The sequence below is a fragment of the Ponticoccus litoralis genome (genome assembly GCF_039769985.1).
In the GTDB taxonomy this organism is placed as follows: Bacteria; Pseudomonadota; Alphaproteobacteria; order Rhodobacterales; family Rhodobacteraceae; genus Ponticoccus; species Ponticoccus litoralis.
In genome coordinates this window covers 346,155-363,960 of sequence record NZ_JBDNCH010000004.1, presented here as the reverse complement: position 1 = coordinate 363,960, position 17,806 = coordinate 346,155, and the positions used below count along the sequence as shown (strand labels likewise).

17 protein-coding genes and 3 pseudogenes are annotated in these 17,806 nt (G+C 67.2%); 16 read left to right on the top strand and 4 right to left on the bottom strand.

Features of this window, described 5'->3' with window-relative positions; all coding sequences use genetic code 11:
- Positions 1-37 precede the first annotated feature (37 nt).
- The 13 genes and pseudogenes from ABFB10_RS22380 (at position 38) to ABFB10_RS22320 (ending at position 11,769) form a co-directional block, all read left to right on the top strand.
- A complete protein-coding gene (locus ABFB10_RS22380; protein ID WP_347168422.1) occupies positions 38-1,603 on the top strand; it encodes an ABC transporter substrate-binding protein in 1,566 nt (521 codons plus the stop codon).
- Between the two features lie 52 nt (positions 1,604-1,655).
- Positions 1,656-2,636, top strand: a complete 981-nt coding sequence (locus ABFB10_RS22375; protein WP_347168421.1) for an ABC transporter permease — start codon at positions 1,656-1,658, stop codon at positions 2,634-2,636.
- Between the two features lies 1 nt (position 2,637).
- On the top strand, positions 2,638-3,603 hold the full coding sequence (locus ABFB10_RS22370; protein WP_347168420.1) for an ABC transporter permease: 966 nt from the start codon (positions 2,638-2,640) through the stop codon (positions 3,601-3,603).
- Positions 3,604-3,849: 246 nt separating this feature from the next.
- Positions 3,850-4,833, top strand: a complete 984-nt coding sequence (locus ABFB10_RS22365; protein ID WP_347168419.1) for an ABC transporter ATP-binding protein — start codon at positions 3,850-3,852, stop codon at positions 4,831-4,833.
- The gene (locus ABFB10_RS22360; protein WP_347168418.1) at positions 4,833-5,795 is read left to right on the top strand and encodes an ABC transporter ATP-binding protein; all 963 of its coding nucleotides are present in this window, start codon (positions 4,833-4,835) and stop codon (positions 5,793-5,795) included. Before ABFB10_RS22365 ends, ABFB10_RS22360 begins: the two co-directional genes overlap by 1 nt.
- A gap of 357 nt (positions 5,796-6,152) precedes the next feature.
- Positions 6,153-7,178, top strand: a complete 1,026-nt coding sequence (locus ABFB10_RS22355) for a LacI family DNA-binding transcriptional regulator (RefSeq protein ID WP_347168417.1) — start codon at positions 6,153-6,155, stop codon at positions 7,176-7,178.
- A gap of 35 nt (positions 7,179-7,213) precedes the next feature.
- The gene (locus ABFB10_RS22350; protein ID WP_347168416.1) at positions 7,214-7,696 is read left to right on the top strand and encodes a substrate-binding domain-containing protein; all 483 of its coding nucleotides are present in this window, start codon (positions 7,214-7,216) and stop codon (positions 7,694-7,696) included.
- The gene (locus tag ABFB10_RS22345) at positions 7,684-8,145 is read left to right on the top strand and encodes a substrate-binding domain-containing protein (RefSeq protein WP_347168415.1); all 462 of its coding nucleotides are present in this window, start codon (positions 7,684-7,686) and stop codon (positions 8,143-8,145) included. The genes ABFB10_RS22350 and ABFB10_RS22345 overlap by 13 nt, the downstream gene beginning before the upstream one ends.
- A 55-nt stretch (positions 8,146-8,200) precedes the next feature.
- A pseudogene (locus tag ABFB10_RS22340) lies at positions 8,201-8,641 on the top strand (ATP-binding cassette domain-containing protein); the annotation flags it as partial.
- 280 nt (positions 8,642-8,921) lie between these two features.
- Positions 8,922-9,929, top strand: a complete 1,008-nt coding sequence (locus tag ABFB10_RS22335) for an ABC transporter permease (RefSeq protein WP_347168414.1) — start codon at positions 8,922-8,924, stop codon at positions 9,927-9,929.
- A complete protein-coding gene (locus tag ABFB10_RS22330) occupies positions 9,926-10,990 on the top strand; it encodes a phosphotriesterase family protein (RefSeq protein WP_347168413.1) in 1,065 nt (354 codons plus the stop codon). Before ABFB10_RS22335 ends, ABFB10_RS22330 begins: the two co-directional genes overlap by 4 nt.
- Positions 10,991-11,009: 19 nt before the next feature.
- Positions 11,010-11,219, top strand: a complete 210-nt coding sequence (locus tag ABFB10_RS22325) for a glutamine amidotransferase (RefSeq protein ID WP_347168412.1) — start codon at positions 11,010-11,012, stop codon at positions 11,217-11,219.
- Complete coding sequence (locus tag ABFB10_RS22320) at positions 11,197-11,769, top strand: glutamine amidotransferase (protein ID WP_347168411.1); 573 nt, start codon at positions 11,197-11,199, stop codon at positions 11,767-11,769. Before ABFB10_RS22325 ends, ABFB10_RS22320 begins: the two co-directional genes overlap by 23 nt.
- A gap of 55 nt (positions 11,770-11,824) precedes the next feature.
- On the opposite strand, the gene ABFB10_RS22315 is transcribed toward ABFB10_RS22320, so the two are convergent.
- The gene (locus ABFB10_RS22315; protein WP_347168410.1) at positions 11,825-12,718 is read right to left on the bottom strand and encodes a ribokinase; all 894 of its coding nucleotides are present in this window, start codon (positions 12,716-12,718) and stop codon (positions 11,825-11,827) included.
- A gap of 32 nt (positions 12,719-12,750) precedes the next feature.
- Between ABFB10_RS22315 and ABFB10_RS22310 the strand changes: the two genes are divergently transcribed.
- A complete protein-coding gene (locus tag ABFB10_RS22310; RefSeq protein WP_206563656.1) occupies positions 12,751-13,593 on the top strand; it encodes a BtpA/SgcQ family protein in 843 nt (280 codons plus the stop codon).
- Entirely contained in the window at positions 13,586-14,251 is a 666-nt protein-coding gene (locus ABFB10_RS22305; RefSeq protein ID WP_347168409.1) for a TenA family protein, read from the top strand. The genes ABFB10_RS22310 and ABFB10_RS22305 overlap by 8 nt, the downstream gene beginning before the upstream one ends.
- Here the strand turns inward: ABFB10_RS22305 and ABFB10_RS22300 are convergent.
- The 3 genes and pseudogenes from ABFB10_RS22300 to ABFB10_RS22290 form a co-directional block, all read right to left on the bottom strand.
- Positions 14,221-14,391 (bottom strand): M20/M25/M40 family metallo-hydrolase, encoded by a 171-nt coding sequence (locus ABFB10_RS22300; RefSeq protein ID WP_347168408.1) that lies wholly within the window; start codon positions 14,389-14,391, stop codon positions 14,221-14,223. The genes ABFB10_RS22305 and ABFB10_RS22300 overlap by 31 nt on opposite strands.
- Before the next feature lie 100 nt (positions 14,392-14,491).
- Positions 14,492-15,223 (bottom strand): annotated as a pseudogene (locus ABFB10_RS22295) (M20 family metallopeptidase); the annotation flags it as partial.
- Between the two features lie 269 nt (positions 15,224-15,492).
- Positions 15,493-16,488, bottom strand: coding sequence for a LacI family DNA-binding transcriptional regulator (locus ABFB10_RS22290; protein WP_347168407.1), 996 nt, complete (start codon positions 16,486-16,488; stop codon positions 15,493-15,495).
- A 151-nt stretch (positions 16,489-16,639) separates the two neighbouring features.
- Here ABFB10_RS22290 and ABFB10_RS22285 point away from each other — a divergent pair.
- Positions 16,640-17,666, top strand: a pseudogene (locus ABFB10_RS22285) (ABC transporter substrate-binding protein).
- Positions 17,667-17,806: the final 140 nt, after the last annotated feature.

Genomic DNA, 17,806 nt, shown 5'->3' with positions numbered 1-17,806 from the left:
GTTGCAGATCGGCGCGGCCCCCGGGGAAGGAACCATCATGCGACACATCCTGCTTTCAGCCGCGCTGGCCGCCGCCTGTGCCTCTGCCGCCCATGCGGAAGAGTTCCGCTGGGCCGTCACCACAGACCCGCAGTCGATGGACCCGCACGCGGTCAACTCGACCCCGGTGCTGGGCTTTCTGAACAACGTCTACGAGGGTCTCGTGCGGCGCGGCAAGGATATGAGCGTCGAACCCGCGCTGGCCACCGCGTGGGAGCCCATCGGCGCGGGCGAGGGCTGGCGGTTCACCCTGCGCGAAGGCGTGACCTTCCACGACGGCGCCGCCTTCACCGCCGAAGACGTGCTGTTTTCCTACCAGCGCGCCTCCAGCCCCGAAGCGGATACCGCAAGCTGGTTCGCCCCGGTCTCGGACGTGGTCGTGGTGGACGATTACACCGTGGATTTCATGACCGCGGCGCCGAACCCGCTGTTCCCCTCGTCCATCGCCAACTGGATGATCATGGACAGCGGCTGGGCCGAGGCCAACGACGCCGCCCGCCCGGACAAGGAGAGCGGCAACTTCGCCACGCTGAACACAAACGGCACCGGCGCCTTCCGCGTCACCGCGCGAGAGCCGGGCCTGCGCACGGTGCTTGAGCCCTTCGAGGCATGGTGGGACGAGGCCGGGCACAACATCACCCGGGCCGAGCTGACACCGATCCAGAACCCGGCGACGGCGCTGGCGGCGCTTTTGTCCGGCGACGTGGATTTCATCAACCCGGTGCCGATCCAGGACGTCGCGCGGCTGGCGCAAAACCCCGACGTGAAGGTCGTGCAGGGGATCGAGGCGCGCGTGATCATGCTGGGCTTTCCGCATGACGCCGAGGCGCTGAAGTATTCCTCTGACGTGCAGGGCGAAAACCCCTTTGCCGACCCGCGGGTCCGCCGCGCCGTGGCCCATGCGATCAACGTGCCGGCGATCCTGCAGACCACCATGCGCGGCAATGCCGAGCCGGTGAACCAGCTCGTCTCTTCCGCGATGCACGGCTATTCCGAGGCGCTGCCCGAGGCGCCCGCCTACGATCCCGAACAGGCCGGGGCGCTTCTGGCCGAGGCGGGATATCCCGAGGGCTTCACCTTCGGTCTGAAGTGCCCGAATGACCGTTACCTCAACGACGAGGCGGTCTGCCAGGCGGTGACGGGCATGCTGGCCCAGGCCGGGATGCGCGCCACGCTGGACGCGATGCCGGTCAATAACTACTGGCCGGAGCTGCGGTCCGACAACTTCGACCTGTTCCTGCTGGGCTGGTCGCCGGGCACCTTCGACGCCGAGCACCCGATCCGCTTCCTCGTCGCCACCGAGAACGAGGAGAAGAAGCTGGGCAGCTGGAATTTCGGCGGCTACTCCAACGCCCGCATCGACGAATTGCTGCCGTTGATCCAGTCGGAACTGGACGCGGACGCGCGGCAGGCGATGCTGGACGAGGTCGCGCAGATCATGGCCGACGAACAGGCCTATGTGCCGCTTTACGTGCAGCCCCTGGTCTGGGGCACGCGCGCGAATATCGACCTGACGCAGCGCCCGGACGATTTCTTCATCCTGCGCTGGGTGACGGTTAACTGAAGACAGGCAGGGGTCGCCCCGCTGCGGCCCCGACCCAAACAACGGGGGCAGGATGCTCGCATTCATCATCCGGCGACTGGGGCAGTCGATCCTGGTGCTGCTGGTCACGGGCCTCGTCGCCTTTTCCATGTTCACCTTTGTCGGCGATCCGATCGACAACATGCTGGGGCAGGAGCGCACCGCCGAGGACATCGCCCGCCTGCGCGAGCGCCTTGGTCTGGATCAGCCCTTCGTGGTGCAGTACTTCAAGTTCCTGCAAGAGGCGGCGCAGGGCAATTTTGGCGTCAGCTACCGGCAGGGCCGCCCGGTGACCGAGATCCTGCTGGAACGCGCCCCCGCCACGCTGGAGCTTGCGCTGGTGTCCAGCGTTCTGGCCATCGTCTTCGGCATCGCCCTTGGCGTCTTCACCGCGATCCGCCGCGACGGCGTGCTGGCCAGCGTGATCATGTCGGGCTCCTTGATCGGGGTATCGCTGCCGACCTTCCTGATCGGCATCCTGCTGATCTACGTCTTCTCGGTCGAGCTGGGCTGGCTGCCAAGCTTCGGGCGGGGCGCGGTGGTGGACCTTGGCGGCTGGACCACCGGCTTTCTCACGACCAGCGGGCTGAAGGCGCTGATCCTGCCCTCGATCACGCTGGGGCTGTACCAGATGACGCTGATCATGCGGCTGGTGCGCTCCGAGATGCTGGAGGTCCTGCGGCAGGACTACATCCGCTTTGCCCGCGCGCGCGGGTTGCGCGAGCGTGCGGTGAATTTCCGCCACGCGCTGAAGAACACCATGGTGCCGGTGATCACCGTCATCGGCCTGCAACTGGGCGCGATCATCGCCTTCGCCATCATCACCGAAACGGTGTTCCAGTGGCCCGGCGTGGGCCTGTTGTTCATCAACGCGATCCAGTTCGTCGACATCCCGGTGATGGCCGCCTACCTGATGCTGATCTCGGTGATGTTCGTGGCCATCAACCTCTTGGTGGACATCCTGTATTTCTTCATCGACCCGCGCCTGCGCGCCGACCGCTCGGGAGGGCACTGACATGACCGAGACCCGCCCGGACACCCCCTCTGACATGCCCGTCGCCGTGAACAAGTCGCGCCTGCGCCTGGCGCTGGAAAGCGATGTCTTCTACAGCTTCCGCCGCTCTCCGGTGGCCGTCGTCTCGGCGCTGGTGGTTCTGCTGCTGCTGCTCTCGGCGCTGCTGGCGCCGTGGATCGCGCCCAGCAACCCCTTCGATCCGGCCTCGCTGAACCTGATGAACGGCTTCACGCCGCCGGGGGCGCCCAATGCCTTCACCGGCGATACCTTCCTGATGGGCACCGACGATCAGGGGCGCGACGTCTTCTCCACGATCCTCTACGGCATGCGGATCTCGCTTTTCGTGGGGGTCTCTGCGGTGGCCTTCGCCATGGTTCTGGGGATCACGCTGGGGCTGATCTCGGGCTATGTCGGCGGCTGGCTGGAAACGATCATCATGCGCATCGCCGACGTGCAGCTGACCTTTCCCTCGATCCTGGTGGCGATGCTGATCTTCGGCGTGGCCAAGGGGGTGACCCCGGTCGAGTACCGCGACCAGATGGCGATCTGGGTGCTGATCCTCGCCATCGGCCTCAGCGACTGGGTGCAATTCGCCCGCGTCGTCAGGGGCGCCACGCTGGTCGAGAAGAACAAGGAATATGTCGCCGCCGCCCGCCTGATCGGGCGCAGGTCGGGGGCGATCATGCTGCGGCACATTCTGCCCAACGTGTTGTCGCCGGTGCTGGTTATCGCGACCATCTCGCTGGCGCTGGCGATCATCGCCGAGGCGACGCTTTCGTTTCTCGGCGTCGGCGCGCCGCCCACGCAGCCCTCGCTGGGCACGCTGATCCGCATCGGGCAGGGGTTCCTGTTCTCGGGTGAGTGGTGGATCCTGTTCTTTCCGGCCTGCACGCTGCTGGCTCTGGCCCTGTCGGTGAACCTGCTGGGCGACTGGCTGCGCGATGCCCTGAACCCGAGGCTGCGCTGATGACGATCCCCGCAACCGTACCGCCCCGGCGCGCATGCGCCATGCCCGACCTCCCCGTCGCCCCAGAGGGGCGCCGATTGTCGGCGGCACGCATTTGGCGTGACGGGAGGGCATTCAGCAACGACCGCCCCGCACGCGGCGCCGGGGTCTCTGCGCCCCAACGACCACGCTCGGTGGCGCTGCCGTCCCGAGGTCGGGCATGGCACTTGCGCGCTCCGAGCGCGGGTCCAAGCCGGAGGGAACAGCATGTCTGACACCGTCCTTTCCATCCGCAATCTCACCGTCGAGATCCCGACCCGGCACGGCATCCTGCGCCCGGTGGAAGACGTCAGCTATGACATTGCGCGCGGCGAGATCCTTGGTGTCGTGGGCGAAAGCGGCGCGGGCAAGTCGATGGCCGGCAATGCCGTCATCGATCTGCTGAACCCGCCGGCCCATATCGCCGGCGGCGAGATCTGGCTGAACGGCAGCCGCATCGACCAGCTGAAGGGCGAGGCCATGCGCCGCCTGCGCGGCAAGGAGATCGGCATGGTCTTTCAGGACCCGCTGACCTCTCTGAACCCGCTGTTGCGGATCGGCGACCAGCTGGTCGAGACCATGCTGACCCACCTGAAGATCTCGGAACGCGAGGCCCGCGCCCGCGCCGTCACCGCCCTGCAAGAGGTGGGCATCCCCGGCGCCGCCGAACGGGTGGACAGCTATCCGCACGAGTTCTCGGGCGGGATGCGCCAGCGCGTGGTGATCGCCCTCGCGCTATGCGCCGAGCCGAGCCTCATCATCGCCGACGAGCCCACCACGGCGCTGGACGTCAGCGTTCAGGCGCAGATCATCGCCCTGCTCAAGCGGCTTTGCCGCGAGCGCGGCACGGCGGTCATGCTGATCACCCACGACATGGGTGTGATCGCCGAGGCCACCGACCGCGTCGCGGTGATGTACGCCGGGCGGCTGGCAGAGCTGGGGCCGGTGCGCGATGTGCTGACCCGGCCACAGCACCCCTATACCCACGGGCTCATGGCATCGACGCCGCTGGCCTCGGCGGGCAAGGCGCGGCTGCACCAGATCCCCGGCGCCATGCCCCGGCTGGACGCGGTGCCGGACGGCTGCGCCTTTCACCCGCGCTGCCCCCGCGCCACGGACCTTTGCCGCCAGCCACCCCCACCGAAGGTGCAGGACGGCAAGGCCGCCTGCTGGCACCCCCTGACACAAGACGCCCAAGAAGAGGCCCTGTAATGGCACTGGTCAAGGTCGATACTCTCAGCCGCGTCTTCGACGTCTCGAAACCCTGGCTGAACCGCGTGCTGGAACGGCGCCCCAAGGCCTATCTGACCGCCGTGTCAGAGGTCGATTTCGAAGTCCCGGAACGCACGACCTATGCGCTGGTCGGCGAAAGCGGATCGGGCAAATCCACGATCGGCAAGATGCTGGTGGGTCTTCTGCGGCCCTCGGACGGTGCGGTTCAGATCGAGGGTGTGGATCTTGCGCGCGAAACCGACGCGGCCAAGGTCGCGAAGGTCCGGGCCGACATCCAGATGATCTTTCAGGACCCCTATGCCTCGCTCAATCCGCGCTGGCGGGTGCGCGACATCATCGCCGAACCGGTCGCCGCGCGCGGCGGCAAGACCGAGGGGCTGGCCGAGAAACTGCTGGAACAGGTCGGCCTGTCGGTCAAGGACGCGGGCAAGTTCCCGCATGAGTTCTCGGGCGGGCAGCGTCAGCGCATCTGCATCGCGCGGGCGCTGGCCTCTGACCCGCGGCTGATCGTCTGCGACGAGCCGACCTCGGCGCTGGATGTCTCGGTGCAGGCGCAGGTGCTGAACCTGATGAGCGACCTCAAGGACCAGTTCGGCCTGACCTATGTCTTCATCAGCCACGACCTGACGGTGGTGCGCCACATGGCGGATCGCATCGGCGTGCTCTACCTCTACCGGCTGGTGGAAGAGGCCGCGCCCGAGGCGCTTTTCGACGATCCGAAGCACCCCTACACGCAGATGCTGCTGGAGGCCGCGCCGCGCATGGATGGCTTTGGTCGCGAGGTGCAGCCGCCCGAGGGCGAGATCCCCGACCCGATCAATCCGCCACCGGGCTGCGCCTTTCACCCGCGCTGCCCCATCGCGCAGGCGGTCTGCAAGACGACCCGACCCGAGATGCGCCGCCTCGGGCAGACCCGGGTGGCCTGCCACATGGCGGAATAGGGCGGGGCAGCCCCTCCCTGCCGCTGCGCGCCGGGGCGACCTGAATACCTGACATCCGGGCCGCCCGCGTGTCGCGGCCCTGTTGGCCGCCGCACCCGGGATCGGACGGCATAAGATAAGCCGTGGAAAAAGGCGCCTGCGCGGGGCGTCACGGCTTTGCGCGACCGCAGTGCATCGCGCGTTGCGGGTCCGCGATCCTTCGCACCAAATTTCGGCGCCCCGCAAAAATACCCGCCCGCAACGAGAATTTCCTCTTTACAGACTCACGGATTCGCGGCCAAGGTTCATGTAAACCAGTTTACTAAACCGATTTACAGGCGGATTGGCCGCCTGTGATCGCGCAGATGGGATGGGCGTATGGCGAACCTTCAGGATGTTGCAAAGGCGGCAGGCGTCTCGAAGACAACCGTGTCCCGCTTCCTGAACGGGTCGCTCGATCTGCCCGCGAAGACCGCCGAGCAGATCAACGGCGCGATCCGCGCGCTGAACTACAAGCCCAATCCCCACGCGCGGCGGCTCAGCCTCGGGCGCACCGATACCATCGGCCTGATCGTGCCCGACATCGCGACGCCCTTCTTTGCCACCCTTGTGGCGGCGGTCGAGGAAGAGGCCGATGCGCGCGGCAAGGCGCTGGCGCTGCACGCCACGCTGAACCGGCGCGACCGCGAGTTTTCCTATATCGACCTCGTTCGGCAGGGCCATGCGGATGGGCTGATCTTCATCACCAACCACCAGGGCGACCCGGCCCTGGCCGAGCGGATCAATGGCGCGGGCCCCTGTGTGGTGGTGGACGAGGACGTGGTCGGCGCGCAGGTGCCCAAGCTGTTCTGCGACAACTACGAGGGCGGGCGGCTGGCGGGGCGTCACCTTGCGCAGGCGGGTCACCGGCATGTGCTGTTCATCGGCGGCGTGGACGAGATGATTTCCGGCCAGCGCCGCTTTGGCGGTTTCGCCGCCGGTATGGCCGAGGTCGGCGGCCCCGACTGCATGATAGAGCGGGCCACCGGTGCCTATACCTTCGACGCCGGGCGCGCGGCGGCGCGCGAATTTGTCGCCCGTCCGCGCGACAACCGCCCGACCGCGATCTTCGCCAGCTCTGACGAGCTGGTCATCGGCCTCTACGAGGTCCTTCAGGCGACCGGCGTCTCGGTCCCCGAAGACCTCTCTGTCGTGGGGTTCGACGATGTCGGCCCCCTGCATCTGTTCGCGCCTGCCGTCACGGCGGTGCGTCAGCCGGTGCGGGATCTGGGCAGGCGGGCGCTGTGCCTGCTGCTCGATCCTCCCGCACTCTCCGAAGGCACGAAGCTTCCGCAAGAGGAGCTCTTGCCCGTCACCCTGGTGGAACGCGCCTCTGTCGGGCCGCCTGCCAGGACTGCTCTCTGACTGAAACCGAGTTCCAACACACAGAGGTACTGAAAATGACGATGAAACCGACCCGGCGCGCCTTTGGCGCGGGTGTTGCCGCATGTCTTCTCGCCAGCACCGCGCTGGCGCAGGAAACCCCCACCTTTGCCCTTGTGCAGATCAACCAACAGGCGCTGTTCTTCAACGAGATGAACCGCGGCGCGCAGGAAGCGGCAGAGGCCGCGGGCGTGAACCTGGTGATCTTCAACGCCAACAACGATTCCGCCGCCCAGAACAGCGCCATCGAGACCTATATCCAGGAAGGCGTGGCCGGTCTGGCCGTGGTGGCCATCGACGTGAACGGCATCATGCCGGCGGTCGAACAGGCCGACGCCGCGGGCATTCCGGTTGTCGCCATCGACGCGATCCTGCCCGAGGGCGGCCCGCAGAAGGCGCAGATCGGCGTCGACAATGCCAAGGCGGGTGCGGACCTTGCCGCCTTCTACAACGAGAACACGGTACCGAGGCCTCCAAGCTTGGTATCGTGGGGGCGCTGAATTCCTACATCCAGAACGTCCGCAAGGATGGGTTCGAAGAGGCGCTGGACGGCGAGAGCGTCACCGTCGCGGGTACGGTCGATGGCCAGAACGTCCAGGACGTGGCCCTGGCGGCGGCAGAGAACCTGATCACCGCCAATCCCGACCTGACGGCGATCTATGCCACCGGCGAACCTGCCCTGATGGGCGCGATTGCCGCCGTCTCCTCGCAGGGCAAGCAGGACGCGCTTTCGGTCTTTGGCTGGGATCTGACGGCGCAGGCCATCGACGGCATCGACGACGGTTACGTGAAGGCGGTGATCCAGCAGGATCCGGCGGGCATGGGCGCCGCCGCCGTCGAGGCGCTGATCGCGCTGCACGCGGGCGAGACGGTGGACAGCGAAATCTCTGTGCCGGTGACCATCGTCACCCCGGAGAACGTGGACGACTTCCGGTCGCTGTTCGAATGATGCTGGCCGACATCCGCGAAGAGGCGAGGGGGGATCTTCCCCCTCTGTCCCCGCCATTCTGTCCCTGCGCAACATCCACAAGACCTTCGGCTCTCATCAGGCGCTGCGGGGGGTCGATCTGGATATCCGGCCCGGCGAATGCCTTGGCCTGATCGGGGACAACGCTGCCGGGAAATCCACCCTGTCGAAGGTCATGTCCGGTACCTACATCCCGGACGAGGGCCAGATCACCATGGACGGCAAGCCGGTCCGCTTCGGCACCCCGTCAGAGGCCCGCGACCTGCAGATCGAGATGGTCTATCAGGACCTGTCGCTGTGCGATCATGTCGATGTGGTCGGCAACCTCTTCCTTGGCCGCGAGCTGAAACGGGGTCCCTTCCTCGATCAGACGCGCATGCTGGCAGAGGCGGAACGGATGCTGGCGGCGCTGGAAATCCGCATCCCGCGCCTGACCGCCAAGGTCGAGAAGCTGTCCGGCGGACAGCGGCAGGCCATCGCCATCGCCCGCGCCGCCAGCTTCAGGCCCAAGGTGCTGATCATGGACGAGCCGACCTCGGCGCTTGCCGTGGCAGAGGTCGAGGCGGTTCTCGAACTCATCAACCGGGTGAAGGCCACCGGCGCCGCCGTGGTGCTGATCACCCACCGGATGCAGGACCTGTTCCGCGTCTGCGACCGCGTCGCCGTCATGTACGAGGGCACGAAGGTCGCCGAGCGCGACATCGACAAGACAGACCTGCAGGAACTGGTCGACCTGATCGTCGGCAAAGGGGTCACTGATGGTGGCATATACCGAACGGCAGGCGGGCTCGAAGCTCGCCGATTTCGTGGGCGAACACGCGCAGGTGCTGTCCATCGCGCTGTTTTTCGTGATCTGCATGGTGTTCTTCGGGTCGATGACCTCGACCTTCCTGATGCCGGGCAACCTGCTGAACGTCCTGCGGCAGGCGGCGCCGATCCTTGTGGTCGCCGTGGCCATGACGCTGGTCATCACCACCGCGGGCATCGACCTGTCGGTGGGGTCCATGGTGGCGCTGATCAATGCCGCCGCCGCCATCGTCATCGCCGCCGGATTGCCCCGGCCGCTGGCCATCGTGCTGATGCTGGTGCTGGGGGCCGTGATCGGCGGCGTGCAGGGCTGGTTCGTGGCCTACCAGGGCATCCCCGCCTTCATCGTGACGCTGGCGGGCCTGTCGATCCTGCGCGGCGCGGCGCTGTATATGACCGAAGGCTACTCGATCCCGATCCGCGACGCCGAGGGCTTCTTCTGGCTGGGACGCGGCGAGATCGCGGGCTTCCCGGTGCCGGCGCTGATCGCCATCCTTGTCGCGGTGCTGGGCTTCGTCGTGATGCTGCGGACGCAATACGGTCGCCAGGTGATCGCGGTGGGATCGAACATCGAGGCGGCGCGGCGCGTGGGCATGCCGGCCAAGCGGGTGCTGGCCTCGGTCTACATGGTGTCGGGGCTGGCCTGTGCCGTTGCGGGCATCCTGATCGCGTCGCGGCTTGGGTCGGGGTCGTCGAACGCGGCGCAGGGGTTCGAGCTGCAGGTCATCGCGGCGGTCGTTCTGGGCGGCACCTCGCTGATGGGCGGCAAGGCCTCGATGCTGGGCACGGTGCTGGGCACCATGACCATTGCCGTGATCGGCAACGGGTTGATCCTGATGCATATCTCGCCGTTCTTCACGCAGATCGTCACCGGCACGATCATCCTTGTCGCGATCTGGATGAACGCGCGGCTGTTCGACCGGAAATGGCGTTTCGGCAAGAAGAAGGTGGCGGCATGAACGAGCTGTCCTCCTGCCATGTGAACTCTGGCCGGGTGATGACCGTCACCGGGCCGATCCCCGCGGCCCAGCTGGGACACACGCTGATGCACGAGCACCTGCAGAACGATTGCAGCTGCTGGTGGAACCCTCCGACCGATCCGGCGCGGCAGTATCTGGTCGACGCGCCGGTCAGCATCGAGCTGCTGTCCGAGCTGCGTCAGGATCCCTTCGTCAACAAGCACAATATCGCGCTTGACGACCTCGATCTGACCATCGAGGAAGTGCGCCGCTTCGCGGCGGTGGGCGGGCAAAGCATCGTCGACCCCACCTGCCGCGGCATCGGGCGCGACCCGGTCAAGCTGCGCCGCATCACGGCAGAGACCGGCGTGCAGGTGGTGATGGGGGCGGGCTACTACCTTGCCTCTTCCATGCCGGAAGAGGTCGGGCGGCTGTCGGTGGATGCCATCGCCGACCAGATCGTTGCAGAGGCGCTGGAGGGCGTCGACGGCACCGATGCAAAGATCGGCCTGATCGGCGAGATCGGGGTGTCCTCGGACTTCACCGCCGAGGAAGAGAAATCCCTGCGCGGCGCGGCGCGGGCACAGGTCCGCACCGGCCTGCCGCTGATGGTGCACCTGCCGGGCTGGTTCCGGCTGGGGCATCGCGTGCTGGACATCGTCGAGGAAGAGGGGGCGGACCTGCGGCACACGGTGCTGTGCCACATGAACCCCTCGCACAGCGATCCGGTCTATCAGGCGACCCTCGCGCAGCGCGGCGCCTTCGTGGAATTCGACATGATCGGCATGGATTACTTCTACGCCGATCAGGGGGTGCAATGCCCCTCGGACGACGAGGTCGCCCGAGCGATCCTGACCCTGGTTGAGGCCGGGTTTCTCGACCGTATCCTGCTGTCGCACGACGTCTTCGTGAAGATGATGCTGACCCGCTACGGCGGCAATGGCTACGCCTTCGTGACGAAGCATTTTCTGCCCCGCCTTTCGCGCCACGGCCTGCCCGCCGAGGCGCTGGACACACTCATGGTGACAAACCCCCGCCGCGTCTTCGACGCCGGCGTCTGACTTCTGAAAGGACACGACTATGACCAAGGTTCTGCTGGTCGGCGAAAGCTGGACCACCTCCGAAACGCATTTCAAGGGCTTCGACCAGTTCGGTTCGGTGCGCTTCCACACCGGGGCCGACCCGCTGCTGAAGGCGCTGAAAGGCTCGCCCTTCGAGGTGGACTACATGACGGCCCACGAGGCGGCTCGAGGGCTTTCCCTTCGAAATGGAAGGGCTGAAGGCCTATGACATCATCATCCTGTCGGACATCGGGGCGAACACCTTCCTGCTGCCGCCGGACGTCTGGCTGCGCTCGAAATGCGTGCCGAACCGCCTGCGCCTGCTGAAGCAATGGGTCGAAGAGGGCGGCAACCTGATCATGATGGGCGGCTATTTCTCGTTCCAGGGGATCGACGGCAAGGCGCGCTGGCGCAAGACGCCGGTCGAGGACACCCTGCCGGTGACCTGTTTCCCCTGGGACGACCGCATCGAGATCCCCGAAGGCGCGGTGGCCGAGGTGCTGGAGCCGGGCCATGTGGTGATGGCGGGCATCGAGGGCGCCTGGCCGCCGATCCTTGGCGTCAACGAGGTAGAGCTGCGCGACGGCGCCGAGGTGATCGCCCGCATCCCCGAAGAGCAGGGCGGCCATCCGCTGCTGGTGCTGGGCACCCATGGCGCGGGCCGCACGGCGGCCTGGACCTCGGATATCGGGCCGCACTGGCTGTCACCGGCGTTCTGCGAATGGGAGGGCTATGCCCGGCTGTGGCAGAACGTTCTGGGCTGGCTTGTCGCGCGCTGAGGATCCCCGATGGCGCAGTTCGGGGCCGCCCGCCGGGTGCGGGTGGCCCCGGATGTCAGCTGGGCTGACCTGCCCGGCCCAGGATGTCCGCAAATTCGGCCTCTGTCGGGAAGGCGGCGACGGTTCCCGGGCGGGCCACGGTATGGGCCGCGGCCCGGGTCGCATGGGTCAGCGCCTTGGCATCCAGCGCCACGCCGCGCAGCGCCGCCGATGCCAGCGCGGTTGCCATGAAGCAATCGCCCGCGCCGGTGGTGTCGCGCACGGTGCAGGGGACGGCGGCGACCCGCGTTTGCCCCTCGGCGGTGATCAGCGCGGCGCCCGCCGCGCCCAGCGTCAGCACTACGCCTTGCACGCCCTGCGCCAGCAGGTGCCCGGTGCCGCCAAGCGCCTCGGCCTCGCCCTCGTTGACAAAGGCCAGGTCGACCAGCGGCCAGAGCGGGGCAAAATAGGGTTGCAGCGGCGAGGGGTTCATGGCCGTGGTCATGCCCCGGGCGCGGGCTTCGCGCAGCAGCGCCCCGGTGGTCCCGGCGCTCAGGTTGCCCTGCAGGACCAGAAGGTCGCCGGGCGCCGCGCCGGCCAGCCCCTCGACGGCCTGCCCGGGCGACAGGGCCGAGGCCGCCTCGCGCGTGGTGATGACCGCGTTCTCGCCCGCCGCGGCCATCAGGATCGTCGAGGCATCGGTGGCCACGCCGCTCAGTTGCGTCAGGCGCGGGGTCAGCGGCTCGCGGGCCAGCCGGTCGGCGATTTCGCGGCCCCGGGCATCCTGCCCCACGGCGGCGACAAACACGCAGGGCAGGCCGGTGCGGGCCATCGCAACGGCCTGGTTCAACCCCTTCCCGCCCAGGTCGCGCGACAGGCTTGCGCCGAAGATCGACGCGCCCGGGCGCGGGAAATCATCAATCGAGAGGGTCTCGTCCAGCGCGGCATTGCCGACGACATAGGCCTTCATCTCTTCTTCCTTCTTGCCTGAAAGGGACTCTCATGCAGCAGATATCCGACCGGACCTCCGGCGCGATCCACGACATTTTCGGACGGCACAAGGCGCTGATCGGCATGATCCATTGCCCGGCCTTTCCCGGTGCGCCGCGCTACCGGGGCGAAAGCCTCGACAGCATCTACGATGCCTGCATGCGCGATGCCGAGCAGCTGATCGAGGGCGGCCTGCACGGGCTGATCGTCGAGAATCACGGCGATGTGCCGTTTTCCAAGCCCGAGGACATCACCCACGAGACGGCGGCCTTCCTGTCGGTGGTGACGGACCGGGTGCGGCGCGCGGTAGGGGTGCCCTTGGGCATCAATGTGCTGGCCAATGCGCCGATCCCGGCGCTGGCCACGGCGGTGGCGGGCGGCGCGGATTTCATCCGGGTGAACCAGTGGGCCAATGCCTATGTCGCCAACGAGGGCTTCATGGAGGGCCGGGCCGCCGAGGCGATGCGGTATCGCAGCCTGCTGCGGGCCGAGAGAGTGAAGATCTTTGCCGACAGCCACGTCAAGCACGGCAGCCATTCCATCACCGCCGACCGCTCGATCCCCGAGCTGACACGCGACCTTGCGTTCTTCGACGCGGATTGCGTCATCGCCACCGGGCAGCGCACCGGCAACAGCGCCACGATGGAAGAAATCGACGAGATCGCCGGGGCCACCCACCTGCCGCTGTTGGTGGGCTCGGGCGTGACCGAGGACAATATTGTCGCCATCCTTGGCCGGACCAATGGGGTGATCGTCGCCTCCTCGCTGAAGGAGGGCGGAGTGTGGTGGAACCCGGTCGATCCCGGGCGCGTGCGCCGCTTCGTCGCCGTGGCGCAGGAGGGGCTTGATGGCTGAGGCGCTGACCGACCGCATCCTGCGCGAGAACAGGGCGGATTTCGACGCCATGGTCGGCCACCGTTTCGTGCAGGACATCGCGGCGGGCAGGCTGCCGGCGGAGGTCTTCGACCGATACCTGCTGATCGAGGGCGCCTTCGTCGAGACCGCCATCGCGATCTTCGGATACGCGGTGGCGAAGGCCGATGACCTTGGCGACCGGCGCCATCTGATCGGGACGCTGGATGCCTTAGCCAATGAACAGATGTCCTATTTCGAAACCGCCTTTGCGGCGCGGGGCCTCGGCCCCGATCCGGCGGTGCAGGCCGATCCGCGCGTGGTGGCCTTCGGGGACGGCATGCTGGCGATTGCCCGCGACGGGGATTTCACCGCGATTGTCACGGCGATGTTCGCGGCGGAATGGATGTACTGGACCCGGTGCACGCAGGTGCGCGACGCGCCGATGGCGGATCCGATGCTTGCGGATTGGGTCGAGATGCACGCTGCCCCCGGCTTTGCCGCGCAGGCGCGCTGGCTGCGCGACAGGCTCGACGCTCTGGGCGCCACCATGACCGAGGCGCAGCGCGACCGCGCGGTCGCGGTCTTCGGCGAGGTGCAGCGGCTGGAGATCGGTTTTCACAGCGCCGCCTATACCGGGGCTTCGATCAGCGCGGCGTAAAGCGCAACCGCCTCCACCAGCCGCGAGACGCGGACGTATTCGTCCGTGACATGCGGCTGGTCCACCTGTCCCGGCCCAAGGATCATGACGGGAACCTGCATGGCCGGTTGCAGCACCGAGGCGTCGGTGAAGTAATTCACCGAAGGACGCAGTTCCCTGTGCTCCGTGTGCTGCAGGACCAGTGGCGCAGGCGCTGTCGAACCACGGGTCCGAGGGGTCGGTCCAGACCGCGGGCAGATCGAGAAGCGTCTCGATTTCGACCCCGGCATCGCACTGCGCGCGCACCTCTTGCCACAGCCTGTCATGGCCGACCCCGGTGACCGACCGCAGGTCCAGCCCCAGACGGCAGCGGTCCGGCACCGAGTTGGTGTTGATCCCCGCGCGGATCGTGCCGATGTTGCAGGTCGCCCTGCCCATGTCCGGGTGGGCATGGTCCGGTTGCCAGCGCGCCAGCCGTGCCAGTGTCGGCGCCATGGCGGCAATGGCATTGCGCCCCAGTTCCGGCGTCGCGCCATGGGCGGTGACCCCCTCGGTGACCAGGTCCAGCCACAGCGCGCCCTTGTGCCCGGCGACCGGCTGGTTGTCCGTGGATCTGCCGATGATCATGCCCCGCGCGGGCGGCAGGGCCTTTGCCTCTGCCAGCCATCGCGCGCCCTCGCAGCCGGTCTCTTCGCCACTTGTCAGGATCACGCTGGCGGGGGCCGTCGTTCGCTGCGCGGCGGCGATGAAGGCCGCGACGCCTCCCTTCATGTCGCTGCTGCCGCGCCCGTACAGCCGGTCACCGACGATTTCGCCGCCAAGCGGAGGGTGGCTCCAGCGCGCCTGGCCCAGGGGGACGGTGTCGAGATGGCCGCTGAAGCACAGGCCGGGCCGGTCTCCGCGGGTGGCGACAAGGCCGGCGCGATCGGCGCCGTGATCGATCAGCCGACAGGCGAAACCGGCCTTCTCCAGCGCGGCGGCGCAGAACCGCATGCTGGCGGCTTCCTCGGCCCGGCGGGTTCACCGTGTCGAATGCCAGAAGATGCCGGGTCAGGGCCGTCACGGATTCTGCTGTGGTCATTCTGCGTGCCTTCCGGTCATGGGCGTCTTGCAACTGTCAGGGGCAGCCTAGACGCTGGGACGCAGAGGTAAAGCGGTTTACAAGCCGGGGGTGCTCAATTCCGCCGCGCGTGTTGCGGATGCCGAATTCCTGAACAGACGGGGCCATCGGCGATGCCGGGGGCTGTGGCCGCGAAGGGCGCTTATCGCCGGATCGATGCGCGCCAGATCAGGCGCGTCGGCAGGACGACGCGTTGCGGTGTGCCGTCGGTCTCGGTGTCCAGGCTTGCCACCGCCGCATCGGCGATCTCGTCGATCGGTTGCCGGAAGGTCGTCAGGGCGTAGGATTCCCAGCCCGCCTGCGGAATGTCGTCGAAGCCGATCACCGAGACATCGCCGGGCACATCCAGACGCAGCCGGGTCCGGGCCGCATCCATCACCCCGCAGGCCAGCAGGTCGGTGGTGCAGAAGATGCCATCGGGCGGGGCGGGGCGGGTCAGCAGGCGGGTGCCCAGATCCAGCCCGGTCTGGTAAGAGGTCTGCCCGACTGCGGTTTCGACGATCTCGACACCGGCTTCTGCCGCCGCCGTGCTGAACCCCCGGGCGCGGTCTTCGAGGCTGGCGGTTCCGGCAAGCGAGTTGACGAGGGCGAGCCGCCTGCAACCGGCAGCCGTCAGCGCGGCGAAGGCCTGCCGCCCGGCATCGGCATCGTCGACCCGGATCAGCAGCGAGCCGGGCCTTTCCTCGTCGCGGTTGATCAGCACAAGCCGCATGCCGTTTCGAAGGCAGGTCTCGGCCAGCGAACTGCCGGGCATGCCGGACAGGACTATCGCGGCGTCGGTGCGATAGGCGATGGCCTGCCGCAGCGCGCGCGCCACGCTGTCGTCCGAGCGGTCTGTATTGATCAGAAGCCCGACTTTGCCCGCCGCCTGAAGCCGATCCGACAGGGCGGCCAGCAGGGCGGAACGATGCGGCGTGTTCAGCTCTGCGCAGATCAGCGCCACCAGCCCGGTGCGCGCGGTGATCAGCCCCCGCGCGAGGTGATTGACCTGATAGCCCAGCGTCTCGGCGGCGGTCTCGATCTTTTGGCGGGTTTCCGGCGAGACCGAGGCGCCGGGCGTGAAGGCGCGCGAGACGGCGGTGCGGGAAACGCCTGCCAGTTCCGCCACATCGCGGGCGCTCACCTGCCGTTTTGTCATGGTGCTTGCATTCCTGTGCAACGGTGATCCTGCCTGAAGATAATCTACTTGTAAGAAGTTTTGTTGACAACTCGGGATTCTGAAACGCAGTCTTTTGCACAGCTGTGCAAAGCAGCACCCGGGCGAGAGGCCGGGAACAAGGGAGGATGACATGACTACTTTGAAGGGCGCGCTGCTGGGCGGCGCGGCGGCGATGGTTGCCACGGGCGCAGCTGCGGAAGAACTGAACCTGATCTGCTCGGCGGATGTGGTGATCTGCGAGAAGCTGGTCACCGAATTCGAGGCCAGCCACTCCGACATCGACGTCAACATGGTGCGGCTGTCCTCGGGCGAGGCCTATGCCAAGGTGCGGGCCGAGGCGCGCAACCCGCAGACCGATCTGTGGTGGGGCGGCACCGGCGATCCGCATCTTCAGGCCGCGCAGGACGGGCTGTCGGCAGAGTACAAATCCCCCATGCTGGAGCAGCTGGCGGACTGGGCGCAGGGACAGGCGGAGACCTCTGGCTTCAAGACCGTCGGCGTCTACTCGGGCGCCCTGGGCTGGGGGTTCAACAAGGAGATCTTCGAGAAGAAGGGCATCGCGGCACCGCAGTGCTGGTCCGACCTTCTGGATCCCGCGCTGAAGGGCGAGATCCAGATCGCCGACCCGAATTCGTCCGGCACCGCCTATACCGCGCTGGCGACCCTTGTGCAGATCATGGGCGAGGACGAAGCCTTCGATTTCCTCAAGAAGATGCACGCCAATGTTTCGCAATACACGAAGTCCGGCAGCGCGCCGGTCAAGGCCGCCGCACGCGGCGAGACCGGCCTTGGCATCGTGTTCCAGCATGACGCGGTGACCCAGTGCGGTCGAGGGCTTCCCGATCGAGGTCGGCTCTCCCTGCGAGGGAACGGGCTATGAAATCGGCTCGATGTCGCTGATCGAGGGCGCGCAGAACCCAGACGAGGCCAAGGCCTTCTACGACTGGGTGCTGACCGCCGAGGTCCAGAACATGATGCCGGACGCCGGGTCTTTCCAGCTGCCGTCGAACGCCTCGGCCACGCCGCCCAAGGAGGCACCGGACCTGTCGAAGATCAACCTGATCGACTACGACTTTGCCGAGTACGGCAGTGCCGAGCGTCGCAAGGAACTGCTGGCCCGCTGGGACAGCGAAGTCGGCAGCCTGCCGCTGCAGTAACCTGTCGCGATGACATCAGGCGATGCGCCCCGGCAGCGGGGCGCATCCCGACCACTTCAGCCGGACATCGACATGAACACAGACAACCGCAGGCTCGACATGGCCTTGGCGGCCGGGCTTTTCGCAATCGTGGCCCTGCC